The sequence below is a fragment of the Streptomyces sp. BB1-1-1 genome (assembly GCF_031597775.1).
Lineage (GTDB): Bacteria > Actinomycetota > Actinomycetes > Streptomycetales > Streptomycetaceae > Streptomyces > Streptomyces thinghirensis.
On record NZ_CP134203.1, the window covers coordinates 962,287 to 982,194 of the forward strand.

General features: G+C 72.7%; 15 protein-coding genes. 4 read left to right on the forward strand and 11 right to left on the reverse strand.

Annotation, left to right across the window (positions count from 1 at the left end; all coding sequences use genetic code 11):
* Nucleotides 1–38: 38 nt before the first annotated feature.
* The gene (locus RI578_RS04410; protein ID WP_310869820.1) at nt 39–1,136 is read right to left on the reverse strand and encodes a DUF6777 domain-containing protein; all 1,098 of its coding nucleotides are present in this window, start codon (nt 1,134–1,136) and stop codon (nt 39–41) included.
* 150 nt (nt 1,137–1,286) lie between these two features.
* Here RI578_RS04410 and RI578_RS04415 point away from each other — a divergent pair, with 150 nt between their 5' ends.
* Nucleotides 1,287–2,708: a lipase maturation factor family protein gene (locus RI578_RS04415; RefSeq protein WP_310869821.1), complete on the forward strand. Its 1,422-nt coding sequence runs from the start codon at nt 1,287–1,289 to the stop codon at nt 2,706–2,708.
* A 48-nt stretch (nt 2,709–2,756) separates the two neighbouring features.
* Here the strand turns inward: RI578_RS04415 and RI578_RS04420 are convergent, their stop codons facing one another.
* The 6 genes from RI578_RS04420 to RI578_RS04445 are packed head-to-tail and all read right to left on the reverse strand — an operon-like array spanning nt 2,757 to nt 12,295.
* On the reverse strand, nt 2,757–5,780 hold the full coding sequence (locus tag RI578_RS04420) for a glycoside hydrolase family 38 C-terminal domain-containing protein (RefSeq protein ID WP_310869822.1): 3,024 nt from the start codon (nt 5,778–5,780) through the stop codon (nt 2,757–2,759).
* 31 nt (nt 5,781–5,811) lie between these two features.
* Nucleotides 5,812–7,860, reverse strand: a complete 2,049-nt coding sequence (locus RI578_RS04425; protein ID WP_310869823.1) for an endo-beta-N-acetylglucosaminidase — start codon at nt 7,858–7,860, stop codon at nt 5,812–5,814.
* Nucleotides 7,857–9,152, reverse strand: a complete 1,296-nt coding sequence (locus tag RI578_RS04430; protein ID WP_310869824.1) for a cellulase family glycosylhydrolase — start codon at nt 9,150–9,152, stop codon at nt 7,857–7,859. Before RI578_RS04430 ends, RI578_RS04425 begins: the two co-directional genes overlap by 4 nt.
* Before the next feature lie 31 nt (nt 9,153–9,183).
* Nucleotides 9,184–10,089 carry a carbohydrate ABC transporter permease gene (locus RI578_RS04435; protein ID WP_310875660.1) on the reverse strand — a complete coding sequence of 302 codons (906 nt, stop codon included), beginning with the start codon at nt 10,087–10,089 and terminating at the stop codon, nt 9,184–9,186.
* 5 nt (nt 10,090–10,094) lie between these two features.
* Nucleotides 10,095–11,000: a sugar ABC transporter permease gene (locus RI578_RS04440; RefSeq protein WP_310869825.1), complete on the reverse strand. Its 906-nt coding sequence runs from the start codon at nt 10,998–11,000 to the stop codon at nt 10,095–10,097.
* Between the two features lie 5 nt (nt 11,001–11,005).
* Complete coding sequence (locus RI578_RS04445; protein ID WP_310869826.1) at nt 11,006–12,295, reverse strand: extracellular solute-binding protein; 1,290 nt, start codon at nt 12,293–12,295, stop codon at nt 11,006–11,008.
* 230 nt (nt 12,296–12,525) lie between these two features.
* Here RI578_RS04445 and RI578_RS04450 point away from each other — a divergent pair, with 230 nt between their 5' ends.
* Both RI578_RS04450 and RI578_RS04455 read left to right on the forward strand, forming a co-directional pair.
* The gene (locus tag RI578_RS04450; protein WP_310869827.1) at nt 12,526–13,581 is read left to right on the forward strand and encodes a LacI family DNA-binding transcriptional regulator; all 1,056 of its coding nucleotides are present in this window, start codon (nt 12,526–12,528) and stop codon (nt 13,579–13,581) included.
* A gap of 154 nt (nt 13,582–13,735) precedes the next feature.
* Nucleotides 13,736–15,091: an amidase family protein gene (locus RI578_RS04455; RefSeq protein WP_310869828.1), complete on the forward strand. Its 1,356-nt coding sequence runs from the start codon at nt 13,736–13,738 to the stop codon at nt 15,089–15,091.
* An 8-nt stretch (nt 15,092–15,099) separates the two neighbouring features.
* On the opposite strand, the gene RI578_RS04460 is transcribed toward RI578_RS04455, so the two are convergent.
* Both RI578_RS04460 and RI578_RS04465 read right to left on the reverse strand, forming a co-directional pair.
* On the reverse strand, nt 15,100–15,582 hold the full coding sequence (locus RI578_RS04460) for a GNAT family N-acetyltransferase (protein WP_310869829.1): 483 nt from the start codon (nt 15,580–15,582) through the stop codon (nt 15,100–15,102).
* Nucleotides 15,583–15,626: 44 nt separating this feature from the next.
* Nucleotides 15,627–15,803, reverse strand: coding sequence for a hypothetical protein (locus RI578_RS04465; RefSeq protein ID WP_121745644.1), 177 nt, complete (start codon nt 15,801–15,803; stop codon nt 15,627–15,629).
* A 474-nt stretch (nt 15,804–16,277) separates the two neighbouring features.
* Between RI578_RS04465 and RI578_RS04470 the strand changes: the two genes are divergently transcribed.
* Nucleotides 16,278–16,721, forward strand: a complete 444-nt coding sequence (locus RI578_RS04470) for a hypothetical protein (RefSeq protein WP_310869830.1) — start codon at nt 16,278–16,280, stop codon at nt 16,719–16,721.
* A 123-nt stretch (nt 16,722–16,844) separates the two neighbouring features.
* On the opposite strand, the gene RI578_RS04475 is transcribed toward RI578_RS04470, so the two are convergent.
* Nucleotides 16,845–18,389, reverse strand: coding sequence for an SDR family NAD(P)-dependent oxidoreductase (locus RI578_RS04475; RefSeq protein ID WP_310869831.1), 1,545 nt, complete (start codon nt 18,387–18,389; stop codon nt 16,845–16,847).
* 104 nt (nt 18,390–18,493) lie between these two features.
* A complete protein-coding gene (locus RI578_RS04480; RefSeq protein WP_310869832.1) occupies nt 18,494–19,834 on the reverse strand; it encodes a wax ester/triacylglycerol synthase family O-acyltransferase in 1,341 nt (446 codons plus the stop codon).
* Nucleotides 19,835–19,908: the final 74 nt, after the last annotated feature.

Consider the following 19,908-nt stretch of genomic DNA (forward strand, 5'->3'; position numbering starts at 1 on the left):
TTGCCTGATTCTTCGACTTGTTCGGCTTCTTCGCGCTGTCAGACGACATCCGCGGAAGCGCCGCCGTCGGGCATGTCCTCGTACGACTCTTCGTACAGGTCCCCGTACGGGTCCTGGTCTCCGTACGGGTTCTCGTACAGGTCTCCGTACGGGTCCTCGTACGGGTCTGCATACGGGTCGGTGTGCGGGTCCGCGTACGGCACTTCGTACGGCTCCTCGAACACCTCTTCGCTTGCCTCTTCGCTCGCCTCCCCCTGGCTCGGCGGGGCGCTGGGCGGGTCGGCCGGCGGGGTGGTGGGCGGCGCGGACGGTGCCGGGGTCGGTGCGCCGGTGACCCACGCGGGCGGGGGGACGGGCCGGTCGTGGCGGGTGTCGTGGCCGAGCCGCCGCCCGATCCAGGTGTCGTCCACGGTGCTGACGAGAGTCAGGTCGGTGACGGCCCGGGGTGCCGGGGTCACCACGACCACCTCGGAGGGCCGGTAGCCGGGCCAGGGCGTGCCGCGGGTGGCGGGCTCGTCGCCGGCCGCGACCGGCGCCTTCAGCGGGTTGCCGCAGGCGCAGCGCACGCGCGGCACACCCCGGTCGTCGACGAGGACGGCGGTACCCGCCTGGAGGACCGCCTGGTATCCGGCGGCCCGGCCGTCCCGGTAGCCGTGGTTGGTGACCCGGGTGTCGGAGCGGAGCACGACCGGGGTGAGTCCCCGCAGGTAGGCGGGGAGCGCCGTCGCGGAGACCCCGGCGACCTCGGCGAAGGCGCTCTTCCGGGCCGGGTGCGCGGCCAGATGGCCGATCTGCCGGGTGACGTCGCAGCTGCCGACGTGCTGGATGCCGCCGTAGAGGCCGGGCGTCCCGCCCGAGAGGGGACGCAGCCCGTCGAGCGCGACGGACGCGGCGCCGGCGGAGACGGGCCCCGGCGTTCGGGCGGCCGGGGGCGGGGTAGCCGTCGAGACGGCCGTGGAGTCCGTGAACGGGTCGGGGCCCTGGGTGGCGACCGGTTGGAGGTGGAGCACTCCGCCCGTGGCGGCGGCCGGGTCGCCGTCGCCGTCGGCACCGGCGACGCCGCAGCCGGTGGCGCCGGCCAGAAGCGCCACCGAGAGCAGGCAGGCGCCGACTGAGGGGCCGAGAGGTGTCCGCACCGCGCGCTCCTGTTGATCGAGGGAGAAGAAGATTCACGGGAAGAACAAACAGCAACAATTCAGACAACCGGCCACTATTGTCTGCTTCGCTCGCTCACGTCACGCAACCGGAGCGACGTCGTACGGAGAGTGACGCACGCTAGGAGCACCGTGGAGTGGTTCATCGCACCCGACTACTGGCTGAGCCGGCTGGTCTTCCAGCGGGCCCTGGCCGTCATGTACCTGGTCGCGTTCCTGACGGCGGCCCTGCAGTTCCGCCCGCTGATGGGCGAGCGCGGTCTGACGCCCGTGCCCCGGTTCGTCGAGCGGGTGCCGTTCAAGCGGGCGCCGAGCCTGTTCCAGCTGCGCTACTCGGACCGTCTCTTCGCGGTCGTCGCGTGGGCGGGCTGCGCGGTGTCGGCGGCGCTGGTGGCGGGGCTGGACTCGCTGCTGCCGCTGTGGGGCGCGATGCTGCTGTGGCTGGTGCCGTGGGTGCTGTACCTGTCGATCGTCAACGTCGGGCAGACCTGGTACTCGTTCGGGTGGGAGTCGCTGCTGCTGGAGACCGGCTTCGTCGCCGTGTTCCTCGGCAACGACGAGGTGGCGCCGCCGATCGTCGTGCTGTTCCTGCTGCGCTGGCTGCTGTTCCGGGTCGAGTTCGGGGCAGGGCTGATCAAGATGCGCGGCGACGAGTGCTGGCGGAAGCTGACCTGCCTGGACCACCACCACGAGACCCAGCCGATGCCGGGCCCGCTGAGCTGGTTCTTCCACCACCTCCCCCGCCACCTGCACCGCGTCGAGGTGGCCGCGAACCACGTCACACAGCTCGTCGTGCCCTTCCTGCTGTTCACGCCGCAACCCGTCGCGACGGCCGCCGCGGCACTGATGATCCTGACCCAGCTGTGGCTGGTGCTGTCGGGGAACTTCTCCTGGCTGAACTGGATCACCATCGTGCTGGCCCTGTCGGCGGTCCGGTTCCCGGCCGATCCGCCGTCCGTGTCCGTCGCGCCGCTCTGGTACGAGGTCGTGGTCCTCGCGGTGGCGGCGCTGCTGGTGTTCCTGAGCCACCGGCCGGTCCGCAACATGCTCTCCCGCCGCCAGGTGATGAACCGCTCCTTCGACTCGCTCCACCTGGTCAACACCTACGGCGCCTTCGGGACCGTCAGCCGGGTCCGCTACGAGGTGGTGATCGAGGGCACCGCCGACGAGGCGGCCCGGGAAGACGGGGACTGGCGGGAGTACGAGTTCAAGGGCAAGCCCGGTGATCCGCGGCGCTGGCCGCGCCAGTTCGCGCCGTACCACCTGCGGCTGGACTGGCTGATGTGGTTCGCCGCGCTGTCGCCGTCGTACGCCGGGTCGTGGTTCGGCGCCCTGGTGGAACGGCTGCTGGAGAACGACCGGGCCACGCTCAAGCTGCTGCGCAGCTCCCCGTTCCCGCCCGACGCGCCGCCGCGCTTCGTCCGCGCCCGGCTGTTCCGGTACCGGTACACGACGTGGCGCGAACTGCGCGAGACGGGCGCGTGCTGGGAACGGACGTACGTGCGGGAGTATCTCCCGCCGACACGGCTGGTGGACACGGGCCCGCGACCGTGACGGGTGGACGGGCCCGGCCCGCCGGGCGAGCCGGGCCCGTCCCGCGCGCTACGCGCGCTTCAGGCGCAGGGTCATCAGCTGGAACGGACGCAGCCGTACGGCGATCCGGTCGCCGTCGGCCTCGACCGCGGACTCCTCCCCGGCGAGCGGACGCTCCAGCAGGTCGGTGACCGCCACCCCCGCGACCGGGAAACCGGCCGTCAGCGTGGCCCGCGCCCGGCCGCCGTGGGCCTCGTGGAAGCGGACCACCACGTCGCCGCTGCCGTCGTCGGCCAGCTTGACGGCGGTGGCCACGACCGCGTCCCGGTCGGCCGAGACCAGCGGCGCGACCTCGCCGGCGCCCGTGACCCGCCGCTCGGGCAGGTTGATCCGCCAGCCCTCGCGCACGGCGTCGCCGATGCCCGCCCCCGGCACCAGCGCGTGCCGGAAGCGGTGCACGCCCTGGTCGGTCTCGGGGTCGGGGAAGCGCGGGGCGCGCAGCAGGGAGACCCGGACCGTGGTGGTCGTACCGGCGTCGCCGTCGGTACGGACCGTGCGGGTGACGTCGTGGCCGTACGTCGAGTCGTTGACGACGGCCACACCCCAGCCGGGCTCCTCCAGGTGGACGAACCGGTGGTTGCAGGCCTCGAACTTGGCCGCCTCCCAGCTGGTGTTGGAGTGCGTGGGCCGGTGGAAGTGCCCGAACTGGGTCTCCGACGCGTACCGCTCGGCGTGCACGTCGAGCGGGAAGGCGAGCTTGAGGAACTTCTCCGTCTCGTGCCAGTCGACCTCGGTGTCCACCTCCAGCCGCCGCTCCCCCGGCGCCAGCGTCAGCACCTGGGTGACGCGGGAGGAACCGAAGGATCGGACGATCCGCACCGAGGCGCCGTCGTCGCCGGGGACGACCTCGTCGGCGCCGGTGAGGTCGGTGACCGTGTTGCGGTAGAACTCGTCGACGTCCCAGGCGTCCCACATGTTCGGGAAGTCGGAGTGGAGTTGGAGCAGGTTGCCGGCCCCGCCCGGCGCGATCGTCTCGCGGTCGGCGGCGATGTCGTACGCCGACACGACCAGCCCCCGGTCGTCGATCTCCACGCGCAGCAGGCCGTTGTCGAGGACGTGCCCGCCGTCGGGGCGCGGGGTGAGGGCGGTGCGGCCCGCGTCGGCGGGGGTGGCGGCGGCGCCCGCCCGGACGCCGGACCGGGCGTGCGGGGCGGAGTTGAAGACCAGCGGGGTGTCGCCCTCGCCGGCCAGGGCGCGCTGGGCGGCGTCGATGATCCCGTTCAGCTCGTCGGCGACCCGGTCGTAGGTCGCGCGGGCCTCGCGGTGCACCCAGGCGATGGACGAGCCGGGCAGGATGTCGTGGAACTGGTGCAGCAGGACGGTCTTCCAGACGCGGTCCAGGTCGTCGTACGGGTAGGGGAACCCGGCGCGCACGGCCGCCGTCGTCGCCCACAGCTCGGCCTCCATCAGCAGGTGTTCGCTGCGGCGGTTGCCCTGCTTGGTCTTGGCCTGGCTGGTGAGGGTGGCGCGGTGGAGTTCGAGGTACAGCTCGCCGACCCAGACGGGCGGCTCGGGGTTCTCGGCCTCGGCCTTCTCGAAGAAGGCCTGCGGGGTCTCCCACTCGACCGTCGCCGAGCCTTCGAGGTCGCGCAGCCGGGCCGCCTTGGCGACCATCTCGCGGGTGGTGCCGCCGCCTCCGTCGCCCCAGCCGGTCGGGGCGAGGGAGTGCCGGGCGACTCCCTTGTCCTTGAAGTTCTTCGCCGCGTGGGCGATCTCGCTGCCCTTCATCGAGCAGTTGTAGGTGTCGACGGGCGGGAAGTGGGTGAAGATCCGGGTGCCGTCGATGCCCTCCCAGCGGAAGGTGTGGTGCGGGAACTTGTTCGTCTGCGACCAGGAGATCTTCTGCGTCAGCAGGTACTTCGTGCCGGCCGCCTTGATGATCTGCGGCAGTCCGGCCGCGAACCCGAAGGTGTCCGGGAGCCACGCCTCGTCGTTCTCGACGCCGAACTCGTCGAGGAAGAACCGCTTGCCGTGCACGAACTGCCGGGCCATCGCCTCCGAGCCCGGCATGTTGGTGTCCGACTCCACCCACATGCCGCCGGCCGGCACGAACCGGCCGTCCGCCACGGCCTTCTTCACCCGGGCCCACACCTCGGGCCGGTGGTCGCGCACCCACGCCCACTGCTGGGCCTGCGACATGGCGAAGACGAAGTCCGGCTCGTCCTCCAGGAGGGCGGTCATGTTGGAGGTCGTGCGGGCCACCTTGCGCACGGTCTCGCGCAGCGGCCACAGCCACGCCGAGTCGATGTGCGCGTGCCCGACGGCGCTGATGCGGTGCGCGGAGGGGACGGCGGGGGCGGAGAGGACGCCGGTGAGGCGGGCACGGGCCTGCTCCGCCGTGCCGTTCACGTCCTGGAGATCGATGGCGTCCAGCGCCTTGTCGACGGCGCGCAGGATCTCCCAGCGGCGCGGCGACTCCACCGGCAGCTCGGCCATCAGCTCGCCGAGGACCTCCAGGTCGAGCACGAGGTGCCAGACCGTCTCGTCGAGGACCGCGAGATCCATGCGGGTGAGCGTGTACTGCGGTTCGCCGCCGGCGGTGTCCTTGTCGCCGAGCTGGGTGGGCACGAAGGGGTGGTAGTCGAGGATGACGGGGTTGGAGGCGGCCTCGATGTGCAGGCGGACCTCCTCGCCGCCCTCGGCGGGGGCGCCGACGCGCACCCACTGGTTGCGCGGGTTGAGGCCCTTCACCGGGGTGCCGTCGGGGCGGTAGACCAGGCCCTCGCACTGGAAGCCGGGCATGTTCTCGTCGAAGCCGAGGTCGAGGATCGCCTCGACGGTCCTCCCGGCCCACTCCTTCGGCACGGTGCCGGTGACGCGGAACCAGCTGGTGCCCCAGGGAGCGCCCCAGCGGGCGCCCACCTCGACGGGCTGGGGGTCGGCCGCGAGTCCCTCGGCGACCGGCACGGGCTCGCCGGGGGCGTGCCACACCGCGACGTCCAGCGGCACGGACTCGGGGTACACGGCGGGGCGGACGCGCTCGTCGAGGACGCGCTTGAGGCGGGCTTCGACCAGGTTGCGGTCGTCATGCATGCGGGTGCTCCGGGGTCGGTGGGGCGGTTGGTTACCAGGGGTGGGTCACGGTGGCGGGGGCCGACGTGGTGTACAGCTCCCCCACGGCGCGTACTTCGAACCGTGCGGCGCGCTCGTCCTGCTCGCGGCGCAGGCCGCCGGCGAACCAGGCCCGCTGGCAGGTGCCGCCGAGGAAGCGGCGGGTGCCGTCGGGCAGCACGCGGTGCAGGGTGTAGTGCCGTACGTCGTCGCCGTGGGGATGGTTCCAGGCGAGCCGCAGGTCGCCACCGTTCGCGGCGGTGACGCGGGCGGCGGTGGGAGCGGCGGGCGCCGTCGCCGCGCCGGTGCGGACGGCGAGTCCGCCCGCCCGCCACCGCACGGGGCCGTCGGACGCCGTGAGCCGCACGCCTATCGCGTGCAGGGTGCCGGACAGGCCTCTGAGCGGCACGGTGGCCGTCTGCCAGCCGTTGGCCGACTTCATCGCGGTCCGCGCGGCCGTCACGGGAAGCCAGTGGTACGGCGGTGCCTCGCCCGGTTCGCCGGCTTCGGCGGTGGCGACGGCGAGTTCGATGTCCACGGCGCCCGCGTCCGTGCGGTGCGTCAGCTCGACGACCGTGTCGACACCCAGCGGCAGCCGTGTCGCGTACAGGTCGAGGACCGCCGGCCGGTCGAGTTCGCCGTCGACCAGGACGCTGCTGCCGCCCCGCCAGGCGTCCGCGAAGTCGAAGGAGACCGCCGGGCGCGCGCCCTCCGTGCGCACCACCCAGCGCCGGGACGGCAGCCGGTCCTGGAGGCCGAGGTGGTTCCAGGGCGTCTCGGAGGTGACGGCGCCCTCCTCGTACCACCGCAGTCCGTGCCCGGTGTTGAACGCGCTCGCGAACGGCAGCGACGTCACCGTCGACCGGTCGGCGACCGACACGGCGGGCGCCCGCCAGCCGTCCGCGTCGTCCCCGCCGCCCGGGCGGGACGGGTCGAGCGACGCGCCCGTCCAGAACCGGTCGTCGGCGGCGTGGAAGTCCTCCGGCGTCCGGCGGTCCTCGGGCAGGTGGTTGCGGGTCCACTCGGGCCGGTACAGGCCGATCGACGTGATGTGCGCGGTGTCGCGCGGCACGATCGCGTCCCAGTTCTCGGAGGTGTTCCAGCCGTCGCTCTCCACGTCCACGCCGGCCCACAGCTCGTAGCGGCTGCGGCCCAGCCGCTCGGCCCGGTCCCCGGAGGTGGCCAGCCGGTCGGCCGTCCAGCGGAAGTCCACGAACATGTCGTCGGCGGCCTCGAAGAACGCCTCGTTCCGGTCGTTGAGCGCCCCCTGCCAGCTCACCGCCCCGTCCACGGTCATCGAGTCGTACCAGGTCACGCGCTGTCCCTTGGCCGCGGCGAGGGACTTCAGCTCGCGCAGGAAGCCCCGCATGTCCGCGCCGAGCGCGGCGTCGCCTCCGCCGGTCTCGGCGTTGACGAACCAGCCGTCGAAGCCGTACGCCTCGGCGACGGCGACCAGCTGCGCGGCGAGCGGGTGGCGCCCGGCGGCGTCCTTCTGTACGAGGTCGCGGGTCCAGCCCAGTTGTCCGCCGTAGGCGGCGGGCGGCAGGAAGACGTTGCCGAGGACGGGTACGCCGTGCCGGTGCGCGGCGTCGACGACCGGCGCGTTCGGGGCGAGGATCAGCCCCTCGCCCGAGGAGCCGCCCCAGAAGACGAGTTCGTCGACGTAGGCCCAGTGCGTGAGGGCGTAGTAGTCGGCGGTGGCGGAGCCCTGCGAGGGGTTGCTCGCGGTGGGTCCGAAGGAGACCAGGGACTGGACGCGGGCCTGGCCGGCGCGGGCCGTGGTGTTGGCGGGCGTCGGGGTGAAGCGTCCGGCGAGCGGGACGGAGGCGCTGTTGAAGGCGAGGTCGGGGTCGTCGGCCGCGCGCCACGCCTTGAGACTGCGCCAGGTGATCCCCTCGCCGGGCGTGCCGGAGGGCAGCGAGTCGGGGAACCAGTAGGAGGCGTACGGCTGGAGCGCCGTGTCGGCCTTTCCGGGGCCTTTCGGGGCGGCGTGCGCGGGCAGCGCGGGCCACAGGGCGGCCGCGGCTCCGGCGAGCAGGACGGTGCGTCGGGTGGGGGTCACGAGCGGGTGCCTCCTTGGCGAACCGTTGATCCGACGGTCCTGTGCGGGGTGGGGAGTACCTGGTCGGGGGTGACGACCTCGGTGATGCCGCGTGCCGCGAGGTGCGCGGTGTCGGCGGCACGCGTGTCGAGGACGGTGGTCGGGCGGGCGCCGTCGGCGACCAGCCGGAAGTAGGCGTCGAAGACCGCGCCGCCGGGGGCGCAGGCCGAGCGCGCCGCCGGGTCGGCCGGAACGGCGAGCGCGGTGGTGCGCGGGGCGGGGGCGGGGTGGCCCCCCTCGCGCGCCGAGCGGGCCGCGCGGGCCAGCGCCCGGGCCGTGTCCTTGGGGCGGCGGTCGTTGGTCAGCAGACCGAGCCCGTACTCCAGCTCGGGGAAGTCGGCCAGCGCCCGGGACACGTCGTGGGAGCACCACCAGGTGACGCCCCACAGGTCGGGGCAGTCCAGGGCGTTCGCGATGGTGGCCTCGGTGAAGGCGGCGGCGTGCTCGGCGGGGACGAGGGGCGCGGGGGCGCCGACCTCCTGGAGCCACACCGGGCGGTGCGGTTCGTCGGCCCAGGCCTTGCTCAGCTCGATCAGGTAGGCGGCGTGGTGCTCGCTGGGCACGGAGGTGCGGCCGTGGCGCTGGGCGGTGCCGTTGAAGACCCAGGAGTGCACGGCCGTCACGGCGCCACGGCGGGCGGCCTGGGCCGGGGTGAAGGGCTGGTCGTCCTGGTACCAGGTGGCGTCGTACTCGGCGTGCAGGTGCATCCGGCCCGGGGCGCCCTCCTCGCAGGCGGCGAGCATCCGCTCCAGCCAGGCGTCGATCTGGTCGGCGGTCGCCCGGTCCGGGTCGGGGTGGGGTCCGGCGGAGAACTGGTTGACCTCGTTGCCGAGGGTCATGCCGAGGAAGTTCGGCCGGCCGGCGAGGGCGGCGGCGAGGGTGCGCAGGTAGGTGGCCTGGCCGTCGACGACCTCGGGGTCGGTGAACAGGTTGCGGCGGTGCCAGGTGCGGGTCCAGGCCGGCAGGTAGTCGAAGCTGCTCAGGTGGCCCTGGAGGCCGTCCACGTTGACGTCGAGGCCGCGTTCGCCGGCCGCGTCGACCAGCTCCACCAGGTGCCCGACCGCGCGGTCGCGGATCAGGGTGCGGTTGGGCTGGAAGTAGGGCCACAGCGGGAAGACCCGGACGTGGTCCACGCCCAGGGCGGCTATGGAGTCGAGGTCGGCGCGTACGGAGTCCGGGTCGAAGTCGAGCCAGGAGTGGAACCACCCTTCGCTGGGCGTGTAGTTGACGCCGAAGCGCACGGCAGAAGGCATGCGGTGTCCTTGTGAGGGGGAAGTCGGTGGATCAGCCCTTGACGGCGCCCTCGCCGACCCCGCGGAAGAAGTACCGCTGGAGGCAGGCGAAGAGGATGATGAGCGGCGCCACGGCGATGATCGTGCCCGCGGCGACGAGGCGTTCGTCGTTGGCGAAGGTGCCGTGCAGGTAGTTGAGGCCGATGGTGAGCGTGAAGTTGGACGGGTCGCTCAGCACGATCAGCGGCCACAGGAAGTCGTCCCAGGCGCCCATGAAGGCGAAGATCGCGACGACCGCCAGGGTGCCCTTCACGGCGGGCAGGGCGATGCGCAGGAACCGCTGCCAGACGTTGGCGCCGTCGACGTAGGCCGCCTCCTCGATCTCGTAGGGGAGGTTGAGGAAGGCGTTGCGCATCAGCAGGACGTTGAGGGCGCTGATGCAGCCGGGCAGCAGGACGCCGACGAGGGTGTTGTTGAGGCCCAGCTCCCGCATGGTGGTGAACTGGGCGATGATGATGCCCTCCACCGGGACGAGCATGGTCAGGATGAAGACCAGGGTGGCGACGCGGCGGCCGCGGTAGCGCAGCCGGGCCAGCGCGTAGCCCGCCAGCGCGGCGCCGACGCAGTTGGTCACGACGTTGGCGACGGCGACCTTCAGCGAGTTCAGCGCGTAGTCCCAGACGGGGATGGTCTCGGCGACCCGCTCGTAGTTGTGCAGGGTGGGATCGGAGGGCAGGAACTTCGGCGGGGAGCTGAAGATGTCCTCCGTCGGGCCCTTCAGCGAGGTCGACAGCTGCCACACGAACGGGCCGATGGTCAGGGCGAGTACGCCGAGCAGCAGCAGGTAGCGCAGGGCGAGTTCCCAGACGCGTACCCGTCGGCCGTGCTCGTCGGTGATCCGGGGCTTTTGGGCCGGGGCCGGAGCCGGCTGCTCCGGGGCGGTCCGGACCTTGTCCATGACGCTCACGACTCCTCCTTCCGGTCGGCGCGCAGTACGAGCAGCATCAGGACCAGGGTGACGACGAAGACGACGACGGAGATGGCCGAGGCGTAGCCGACGCGTCCGGTCAGGCCGGTGCCGGTGCGCTGGACGAGCATGACGAGGGTGGTGTCCTCGCCCGCCGGGCCGCCGTCCGGGCCGGCCATCAGATACACCTCGGAGAAGACCTTGAACGCGGCGACCGAGGCGAGGGCCGCGACCAGGACCATGGTGGAGCGCACGGCGGGCATGGTGACGGTCACGAAGCGGCGCAGGGCGCCCGCACCGTCGACGGCGGCGGCCTCGTGCAGTTCGCGGGGCACGTTGGCCAGCGCCGCCAAGTAGATGATCATGTAGTAGCCGAGGCCCTTCCAGACCGTGACGGCCATGGCGCTGAGCAGGATCAGCCACTGGTCGCTGAGGAAGCCGATCCGCCCGACGCCGATGGTCTCCAGCACCGAGTTGACCAGGCCGCGCTCGTCCAGCAACCACACCCAGATCAGCCCGACGACGACGATCGAGGCGACGACGGGGGTGTAGAAGGCGGACCGGAAGAAGGTGATGCCGGGGATGGTCTTCTGCACCAGCATCGCGAGCAGCAGCGGCAGCAGGACGAGCGCGGGTACGACCCCGAGGACGTACAGGGTGCTGTTGCGCAGGCCGATCCAGAACATGTCGTCGTGGAGCAGCTCGCGGAAGTTGGCGAGGCCCACGAACTCACCGGGCACCAGGGTGCGGCGGTCGGTGAAGGAGTTGACCAGCGTCGAGACGAACGGGTAGAGGATGAAGGCGCCGGCGATCAGCAGTCCGGGGGCGGCGAACAGCCAGGGACTGGTAGGCAGTTGGCGCCGGACCCGGCGCGTGCCGGAGGACACGGTGGAACTCGCCATGGCGCTCAGCCCTGCTGCTTCAGGAGCCGGTCACACGCCTTGACAGCGTTGTCAAGAGCTTCTTCGGGGCTCTGCTTGCCCTGGAGCGCCTTGGCGACCTCGTTGCGCAGCTCGGTCTTCATCTGTTCGCTGAAGAGCACCGGCGTGTAGTTGACCGCGGTCTTCAGCGACTTGGCGGCGGCCACCCGGACCCGGGTCTCGTCGGTCCCGTCCTCCTCGGTGAAGTACGGGTCGTCCAGCGAACCGGCACTGCTCGGGAAGACGGCGACCTGCTTCGCGAACGACATCTGGTGGGCGGCGTCGGTGACGAAGCGGGCGAAGGCGACCGCGGCGGGCTTGCGCTCGCTCTGGGAGTTCACCAGCAGGCCCATCACGTACATGTTGACGTGGCCGGTGCTGGTGATCTGGTCGGTGATGCCGATGTTCTCGTACAGGCTCGGGGCCTGCTTCTTGAAGTTGGCGAGGTCGAGGGCGCTGCCGGGGTTCATGGCGACCGCGCCGGTCAGGAACTTCTTCCCGGACGACTCGGGCGTGGCCGTGAGCGCCTGCGAGTCCAGGCCTCCGGCGTCGTACAGCTCCTTGTAGCGGGTGAGGAGTTCGACGCCCTTGGCGTCGTCGAACGCGAAGGCCGTGCCCTCGTCGTTCATGAGCGGGACGCCGTAGCGGCCGAAGTCCTCGATGGTGGGCACGTTGGCGAGCGTGGCCACCTCGCCGTCGGTCTTCCGGGCGAGCTTCAGCGCGGTGTCGAAGAGTTCGTCGTACGTCGTCGGCGGCTTGTCGGCGTCGAGACCGGCCTTCTCGAACAGGGACTTGTTGTAGAAGAGCGGGCCGGTGTTGAGGTACCAGGGGAACGCGTAGGTCCCTTCCAGGCCCGGTACCCGCTGGCTGGCCCAGGCGGCCTCCAGGTAGTCCTTCTTGTACTGTCCCGCGGCCTTGTCCAGGTCGAGGGCGAGCCCGGCCTGGGCGAGCGGGGCGGCGAGGTCCGGGGAGACGTTGACGACATCGGCCAGGGTGCCGCCGGCGGCGTCGGCGCTGATCTTGTCGGCGTAGCCCTCGGCGGGCTGGTCGATCCACTTGACGTGGGTGCCGGGGTACTTCTTCTCGAAGTCCGCGATCAGGTCCTCGAAGTACGGCTTGAAGTTGGCCCGCAGGTTCCAGGTCTGGAAGGTGATGTCGCCCTCGACCTTGCCGGAGGCGTCGGACGAGCCGCCGTCCCCTCCCGACCCGCAGGCGCTGAGCGGCAGGACGAGGGCGGCTACGGCTGCGACAGCGAAGCTTCTGCGCGATGTGGGCACGGTGACACGTCTCCCTGGAGGACGTCGGCGGCTGGATGCCAGCGACCATGCACGGCGAGTTCCCGCAAAGTCAATGGATTCAGTGGAACTAAAGCGAAACGAACAGCATTAGTCCAGGTCACAGTGGGTGTGAGAGGTGACTTGCCACGATCTACTAATGCGCTTTAGGATCTTTCCACTCAAGCGCTTTAGCTCGGGCTTCAACTCACGCACTGGGGAAAGGGGCGTGCATGCCGGCCAAGCGGCCTGCCGCGCGCCGGCCGACGATGAAGGACATCGCGCGGCGGGCCGGGGTATCCGAGAGCGCGGTCTCCTTCGCGCTGAACGACCGGCCGGGGGTCTCCGAGATCACCCGGGACCGGGTGCGCCGGGTGGCCGAGCAGCTCGGCTGGCGGCCCAGTACGGCGGCCCGCGCGCTGTCCGGGGAGGGCGCGGCGACGGTCGGCTTCGTGCTGGCGCGGCCCGCGCACACCCTCGGCGTGGACTCCTTCTTCCTGCAACTGGTCTCCGGCATCCAGGAGGTGCTGGCACGGCGTCATCTCGGTCTGCTGTTCCAGGTGGCGCAGGACGTCGACGACGAGTGCGCGGTCTACCGGCGCTGGTGGGCCGAGCACCGGGTGGACGGCGTCCTGGTGGTCGACCCGCGCACCGACGACCCGCGTCCGGACCTGCTCGACGAACTCGGCCTGCCCGCCGTGGTGATCGGCGGGGCGCCCGACCAACGCCATCCGGGGCTTTCGTCGGTGTGGGCGGACGACGCGGGCGCGATGGCCGCGCTGGTGGACGGGCTGCACGCGCTCGGCCACCGGCGGATCGCGCACATCGCCGGACTGCCGGGCCTCGCGCACACCGAGCGCCGCATCCGGGCCCTGCGCGCCGAGGCGGGACGCCGGGGCCTGACCGAGGTGCAGTCGGTGCCCACGGACTACTCCGACGCGGAGGGCGCCGCCGTCACCCGCCGGGTCCTGGAGGCCCCCGCTCCGCCGACCGCCCTGATCTACGACAACGACGTGATGGCCGTCGCCGGGGTCGCCGCCGCGGCCGAACTCGGTTTCTCGGTACCGGCGGACGTGTCCGTGGTGGCCTGGGAGGACTCGGCGCTGTGCCGCATGGTCAAGCCGTGGCTGTCCGCGCTCTCCCGGGACAGCGTGGAGTTCGGCCGCACGGCGGCGACGGAACTGACCGCCCTGCTGGACGGCGGCCCCGCGCGGACGGTGCGGGTGCCGGTGCCGCGGCTGATCGAACGGGACAGCACGGGGCCGGCGCGGTCGGCTGGAGTGGGGTGAACGGGACGGTCGGCCGGCACGGTGTGAACGGGGCGGTCGGCCCGAACGGGGCGGTCGGCGGGTCCGGGCTCTCGACGTGGGGGCGCCGGACGGGCAGAGTGCTTCCTGCCTACTCGCCAGTAATCACGTCCCGACGCCACCCTAGGAGCCCTCCGTGACCGACTGGGCCGGCCGCACCGCCGCCGAGATCGCCGCCGCCGTACGGGAGAACCGGGCCACGCCCCGCGAAGTGATGGCGGCGCACCTGGCCCGGATCGAGCGGCTCGACGGCCGCGTCGGCGCCTTCCGCGCGGTGCGCGCCGAGGCGGCGCTCGCCGAGGCCGAGGAGGTCGGCGCCCGGGGCGACCTGGGCGAACTGCCGCTGGCCGGTGTGCCGGTGGCGGTCAAGGACAACCTGGCGGTGCGCGGCGAGTCCACGCGCAACGGCTCCGCCGCGACGCCCGACACGCCCGCCGCGGACGACCACGTCACCGTGGCCCGGCTGCGGGCGGCCGGCGCGGTGATGGTGGGGCTGACGAACGTGCCCGAGCTGTGCGTGTTCGGCACCAGCGAGGGCGTGCACGGCACCGCCCGCAACCCGTGGGACCCGGCTCGCTCGGCGGGCGGCTCCTCGGGCGGGAGCGCCGCCGCGGTCGCCGCCGGGATGGTGCCGATCGCGCTCGGCAACGACGGCATGGGTTCGCTGCGCATACCGGCGGCCAACTGCGGTCTGGTCACCATCAAGCCGGGGTACGGCGTGGTGCCGGCCGGGATCGGCGACGGCGACTGGTTCGGCATGTCGGAGAACGGGCCGCTGGCCACGACGGTCGAGGACGCGCGTCTGATGCTGGCGGTGCTGGCGGACGACCTCGCGGACGGCGAGCCGCCGCGCCGCGCGGAGCCCGGCACCCTCCGCGTCGCCGCCTCCCTGCGCAGCCCGCTGGCCGGCGTCACCGTCTCCCGCCCCTGCACGGACGCCGTCCGCGAGGCGGCCGGGGTGCTGATGAAGGCGGGGCACCAGGTGCGGCGGGCGGACCCGCCCTACCCGGCGTCGCTGGGCCTGACCGCCCTGACCCACTGGACGGCCGGGGTGTCCGTGGACGCGCGGGAACTGGACCGGCGGCTGCTGGCCAGGCGGACGCGGGTGCACGCGGCCCTCGGACGGCCCTTCGTACGCACGGTCGCCACCGGAAAGGGCCAGAACGTGCTGCGCGAACGCCTGGAGCCGTTCTTCGCCGAGCACGACGTCCTGCTCACCCCCGCGCTGGCCCGCCGCTCCCCCAAGGCCGGGCCCTGGCACGAGCGGGGCTGGCTGCGCAACATCCTGGCCAACTCGGCGTACTCGCCCTTCACACCGCCGTGGAACCTGACCGGCTGGCCCGCGATGACGGTGCCGGTCGGCACTTTGCCCTCGGGCGCCCCCTGCGCCGTACAGCTGGTGGGGCGCCCGGGGTCGGAGGCGGCCCTGCTGGAGCTGGCGGGGCGGATCGAGGCGCTGCGCCCCTGGCGGCGGACGGCACCTCTGGACTGAACGGCGTTCTACAGCGCCCGGTACATGATGTGCAGGCCGACCCGTCCGTGCCGCGGGTGGTCGAAGGCGTCCGGCACCGTGCCCAGGATCGTGAAGCCGAGGGAGGTCCAGAGCTTCACGGCCGGGTTGGTCTCGACGACGGCGTTGAAGACCATGCCGCGATATCCGTCGGCCCTGGCGGCGGCCAGGACGTGTTCGGCGAGGGCCCGGCCGGTGCCGCGGCCGGCCCGGTCGGGGTCGACCATGAAGCCGGCGTTGGCGATACGGGCGGCGGGGCCGCCGTAGTTGGGGGTGACGTAGGCGGAGGCGACGACGGTGCCGGTGTCGTCCTCGGTGACGTAGACGCGTTTGGCGGGGTTCGTCCACAGGGCCCGGGCGTCCTCCTCGGACGTGCCCGGGTCCCAGGCGTAGGTTTCGCCGGCGGCGACGATGCGGTGCCAGAAGGGCCAGATCTGCGGCCAGTCCTCGGCCGTCGCTTCCCTGATCAGCATGGGCGTGAGTCTCGCACGCCCATGCTCGCGGCGGCTTCGGCGGGTCAGTCCACGCTGGGCAGGATGTGGGGCTCGGCGAGGTCGTCCTCGTAGCCCGCGAGACGGATGGGGGCGGACCGGGCCCACACGTCGAGGCTGCCGATCTCTCCGGGCCGGCGGCCCGCACGCTCGGTGCGTTCCTTCGGGCGTTGTTCTGGATTCGTCGTCGTCTCCGGTGTCACCGCGCACTCCTTATGTGTCGGATCACCCTCGGGGCCTGTCGGGCCGGTCTCCTGTCCGGCGCCCGGCGCCCGCTCGGGTGTGAGTCGAATGCAGTTCGGACGCGGTGGCGCCGGTCACTCGTGCGAGAGCAGGCCGTTGTGAACCGGCTTGTCCCATGACGGACCTTGGGTGTGGGTAGTGCCCTGTGCTGCCGTCCGTCCGCTCCAGATTAACCAAATGAGCGGGGGTGCGCTCTATGGGGCTCAAAACATGGGAGAACCATTGCCCTTCGTTCCGCGCACAGTTGGGCCCAGTCTGCCCGGGTTCGCCCGCCTCTGCACCGTGTGCGACTCACCCATTCGGCCCACATTGCCGCCCGTACCTTCGATTGTCGGCGGCGACGGGTCGCGCAGTTAAGTTGCCGTTGGCTGCGGCGCAAGCTCGCCATGGTCTGCTGCCGGTCGGCAACGGCTGTCTCGTGGGAGGACCGAGGCATGGAACTGCGCAGCGTCGAGGAGCTGATGGACCTGCTGTACGCCTGCCGGGGCGAACGGGCCGCCGCCGAGCACGGCAGCGGGCCCGGGGACCTGCACGGGCACGCGCTGCGGACCGCCGCGCTGCTGCGCCGGCGCCGCCCCGCCGACAAGGAGCTCCAGGTCGCCGGTCTGGTGTCGCCCGTGGGCCGGCTGCTGTGGCCCGGCAATCCGGTCGGCCGGACCGCCGACGCGGTGCGGCCGCTGCTCGGCGCGCGCGTCGCCCGCCTGCTGCGCCGGCACGCCCACCCGGACGCCTGGACCCACGACGACGACCTGGTCAGCCTGCGCCAGGCGGACGAGGAGGCCCGCACCGCCGTCTTCGACGCCGGGGTCCTCGAGGACTGGCGCACGGTGCTGGAGCTGACGGCGGCGCGGAACTCGCGGCTCGGCGCCGTCGACTGAGCGTCCGGCGCACCGGGCGCCCCGGCGCTCGCCCCGGAGCAGGGCGGCGCCCCGTCGACGGGCCGGCGGATTACCGCCGTTGACACTCGACGCGCCCTGCCGCCGTCCGCCCGGCGGGGCCGGTCACCACTTGCCGGGTGCGTAGTCCTTGAGGAAGACGCCGTACAGGTCCTCGCCCGCCTCGCCGCGCACGATCGGGTCGTAGACGCGGGCGGCGCCGTCGACCAGGTCGAGCGGGGCGTGGAAGCCGGCCTCGGCCAGCCGCAGCTTGTCGTAGTGGGGGCGCTCGTCGGTGATCCAGCCGGTGTCGACCGAGGTCATCAGGATGCCGTCGGTGTCGAACATCTCCTGGGCACTGGTCCGCGTCACCATGTTCATGGCGGCCTTGGCCGCGTTGGTGTTGGGGTGGCCCGCGCCCTTGTAGCCGCGGGCGAACACGCCCTCCATCGCCGAGACGTTGACGACGTAGGCGCGCCCCGCGGTCGCCCTGCGCGCGGCCTCGGCCATCGCCGGCCGCAGCGCGCTGATGAGGATGAACGGCGACGTGTAGTTGCACAGCTGGGTCTCGAGCAGTTCGACCGGGGAGATCTGCTCGATGGTCTGGACCCAGGTGTTGGTGTCGACGACGTCGGGGACCAGGCCGCCCGCGTCGATGGCGGTGCCCTCGCGGTGCCGGACCACACTGGCGTTGCCGGCGACCAGCGCGAGGTCGGCCACCTTCTGCGCGTCGAGCCCCGTGGCACCGACGGGCAGCGCGGCCAGGCCGTCCACCGCGCCCGAGTTGAAGGCGCCGATGACATGGTGGGGCGGCAGTTCACCGGCGGGCAGCGGGGCGCTCTCGCCCTCGACGAGCGCGGCGTACGCGGAGGGCAGCCGGCGCACGGTCTGGGTGGCGTTGTTGATCAGGATGTCGAGCGGGCCCCGCTCGGTGACCTGGTCGGCCAGGGCCACGGCCTGGGCGGGGTCGCGCAGGTCGATGCCGACGACCTCCAGACGGTGGATCCAGTCCGCGGAGTCGTCCATGGCCTTGAAGCGGCGGATGGCGTCCTTGGGGAAGCGGGTCGTGATCGTGGTGTGCGCGCCGTCCCGCAGCAGCCTGAGCGCGATGTACATGCCGATCTTGGCGCGGCCGCCGGTGAGCAGCGCCCGCTTGCCGGTGAGGTCGGCGCGGGCGTCGCGGCGGGCGCGGTTCTCGGCGGCGCAGCTCTGGCAGAGCTGGTGGTAGAAGTAGTCGACCTCGACGTACCGCTGCTTGCAGATGTAGCAGGAGCGGGGGCGCTGGAGTATCCCCGCGATGCTGCCCTCCTCGGTGCGGGAGGAGGGCAGGATGCCTTCGGTCTCGTCGTCGATGCGCTCGGCGGATCCGGTGGCGGTGGCCTCGGTCACGGCCTTGTCGTGGGCGGTCTTGGCGGCCCGGCGCTCCTGGCGGCGGCGCTGCTTGACCATCCGGTAGATGTGCGAGGTGGCCCGGCGGACCCGGATCGCGTCCGGGTGGTCGAGGTCGATCCCGTCGAGCTCCTCCAGCACGCTCAGGCAGACGGCGAGCCGCTCCGGGTCGATACCGGGGCCGTACGCCGCCTCGTCACCGGACGGGTACGCCACCGCCTCGTCACCGGACTCGCGCACCACCTCGTCCGTGGTCGCCGAACCGTCCTGTGTCACCGTCATCGCCGCTGCCGTTCCCTGGTCACCGTCGCGGCGCTCCGAGACGCGTCCGCTTTCGAACAGCGGATTTTATTCAGCGCCGGGGCACGGAGCCAAACCCGTTCGTCTCAGGGACCGCAGGCGGTGAGCAATGTCTCCACCTCCTCCGCCAGGGCCAGGGCGAACCGGTCGAGGTCCGGCACCGCCTTCGCGTCGGCGACCAGGCCGTAGTGGACCTGTCCGCGGTACGTCGAGACGGCCACCGCCAGGGAGTGGCCGCGGGCCAGCGGCGCCAGCGGGTAGACCTCGGTGAGCGGGTGGCCGCCGAGCCGCAGGCCGAGGCTGGGCAGGGGGACGCTGGTGACCAGGATGTCGAACCAGAGCCGGGCGGCCTGCCCGACCAGCGGCCCGCCGAGCCGGTGACCGAGCGCGGGCACGTGGTCGGCGAGCAGGGCGACGGCACCGGCGCCCCGGCCGGGTCCCGCGTCCTTGTTGCGGTCCATGGCGGCGCGGACCGTGCCGAGGCGGGACAGCGGGTCGGGGTCGCCGACCGGAAGCCGTATCAGGTAACCGGAGAGCCGGTTTCCCTGCGGGTGGGCGGTGCGCGGGCGGCGCTTGGAGACGGGGATCAGGGCGCGGGGGGCGACCCCCTCGCTGCCGTCGCCGCGCTCGTCCAGCCAGCGGCGCAGGGCGCCGGCGACGACCGCGATCAGGACGTCGTTGACGGTGCCGCCGACGGTCTTGCGCACGCGGTGCACGTCGTCGAGGTCGACGGCGACGCCCGCGGTGCGGCGGGTGCCGGAGGACTCGGCGGTGAGCGCGGCCGAGGAACGCACGTCGAGGGTGGACAGGGCCGCGGCGGCACCGATGTCGAGGGCGCGGCCCGCGTCGGACAGCGCGCCGCGCAGCTTCCCCGGCAGCCCGCGCACGTCCGGGAGAAGCCCTCGCGGGGGCTCCTCGGGCCGGCGCCGGGGTGCGGGCAGGTCCATCGGGTCGAGGATCCCCGCGGCGAGGGTCAGCGCCCGCAGGCCGTCGGCGAGGGCGTGGTGGAACTTGAACAGCACGGCGAAGGAGCCGCCGTCCGCGCCCGGCAGCACGTGGGCCTCCCACGGCGGCCGGCCGCGCTCCAGCGGGCGTCCCATGAGGAGGCCCGCCCGGGCGTGGAAGTCCGTCGTCGGGGCGTGCAGCCGGACGTGGTCGAGCGGGTCGAAAGCGGGGTCGGGCTCACGGGTCGCGCCGCCGAACGAGAACGGCCGGCGCAGGGCGAGCGGCGGCTGCCAGGTGTCCCGGATCCGCATCCGCAGTCCGGGCACCGCGGGGGCGCGGGCGGCGAGCAGGTCGGCCGCGTGGGCGCCCGCGGTGGGCGAGTCGGCCGTGAAGACCCCGAGCGCGCCGAGGTGCATGGGGTGCTCGGCGGACTCGATGTTCCAGAACGCGAGGTCGAGGGGAGCGAGCGGATCGGGAGTCAAGGGCTTGCCTCGCAAGGACGACGCATGGACGACGGGTGGACAAGCAGTCAATCGTCCTCCGCCGATTACGGTCA

Coding starts and splice junctions, on each gene's coding strand:
- RI578_RS04420 (WP_310869822.1), bottom strand. CDS start 5,780: ATGCATGACGACCGCAACCTGGTCGAAGCCCGCCTCAAGCGCGTCCTC.
- RI578_RS04430 (WP_310869824.1), bottom strand. CDS start 9,152: ATGCCTTCTGCCGTGCGCTTCGGCGTCAACTACACGCCCAGCGAAGGG.
- RI578_RS04435 (WP_310875660.1), bottom strand. CDS start 10,089: ATGGACAAGGTCCGGACCGCCCCGGAGCAGCCGGCTCCGGCCCCGGCC.
- RI578_RS04440 (WP_310869825.1), bottom strand. CDS start 11,000: ATGGCGAGTTCCACCGTGTCCTCCGGCACGCGCCGGGTCCGGCGCCAA.
- RI578_RS04450 (WP_310869827.1), top strand. CDS start 12,526: ATGCCGGCCAAGCGGCCTGCCGCGCGCCGGCCGACGATGAAGGACATC.
- RI578_RS04460 (WP_310869829.1), bottom strand. CDS start 15,582: ATGCTGATCAGGGAAGCGACGGCCGAGGACTGGCCGCAGATCTGGCCC.
- RI578_RS04470 (WP_310869830.1), top strand. CDS start 16,278: ATGGAACTGCGCAGCGTCGAGGAGCTGATGGACCTGCTGTACGCCTGC.
- RI578_RS04475 (WP_310869831.1), bottom strand. CDS start 18,389: ATGACGGTGACACAGGACGGTTCGGCGACCACGGACGAGGTGGTGCGC.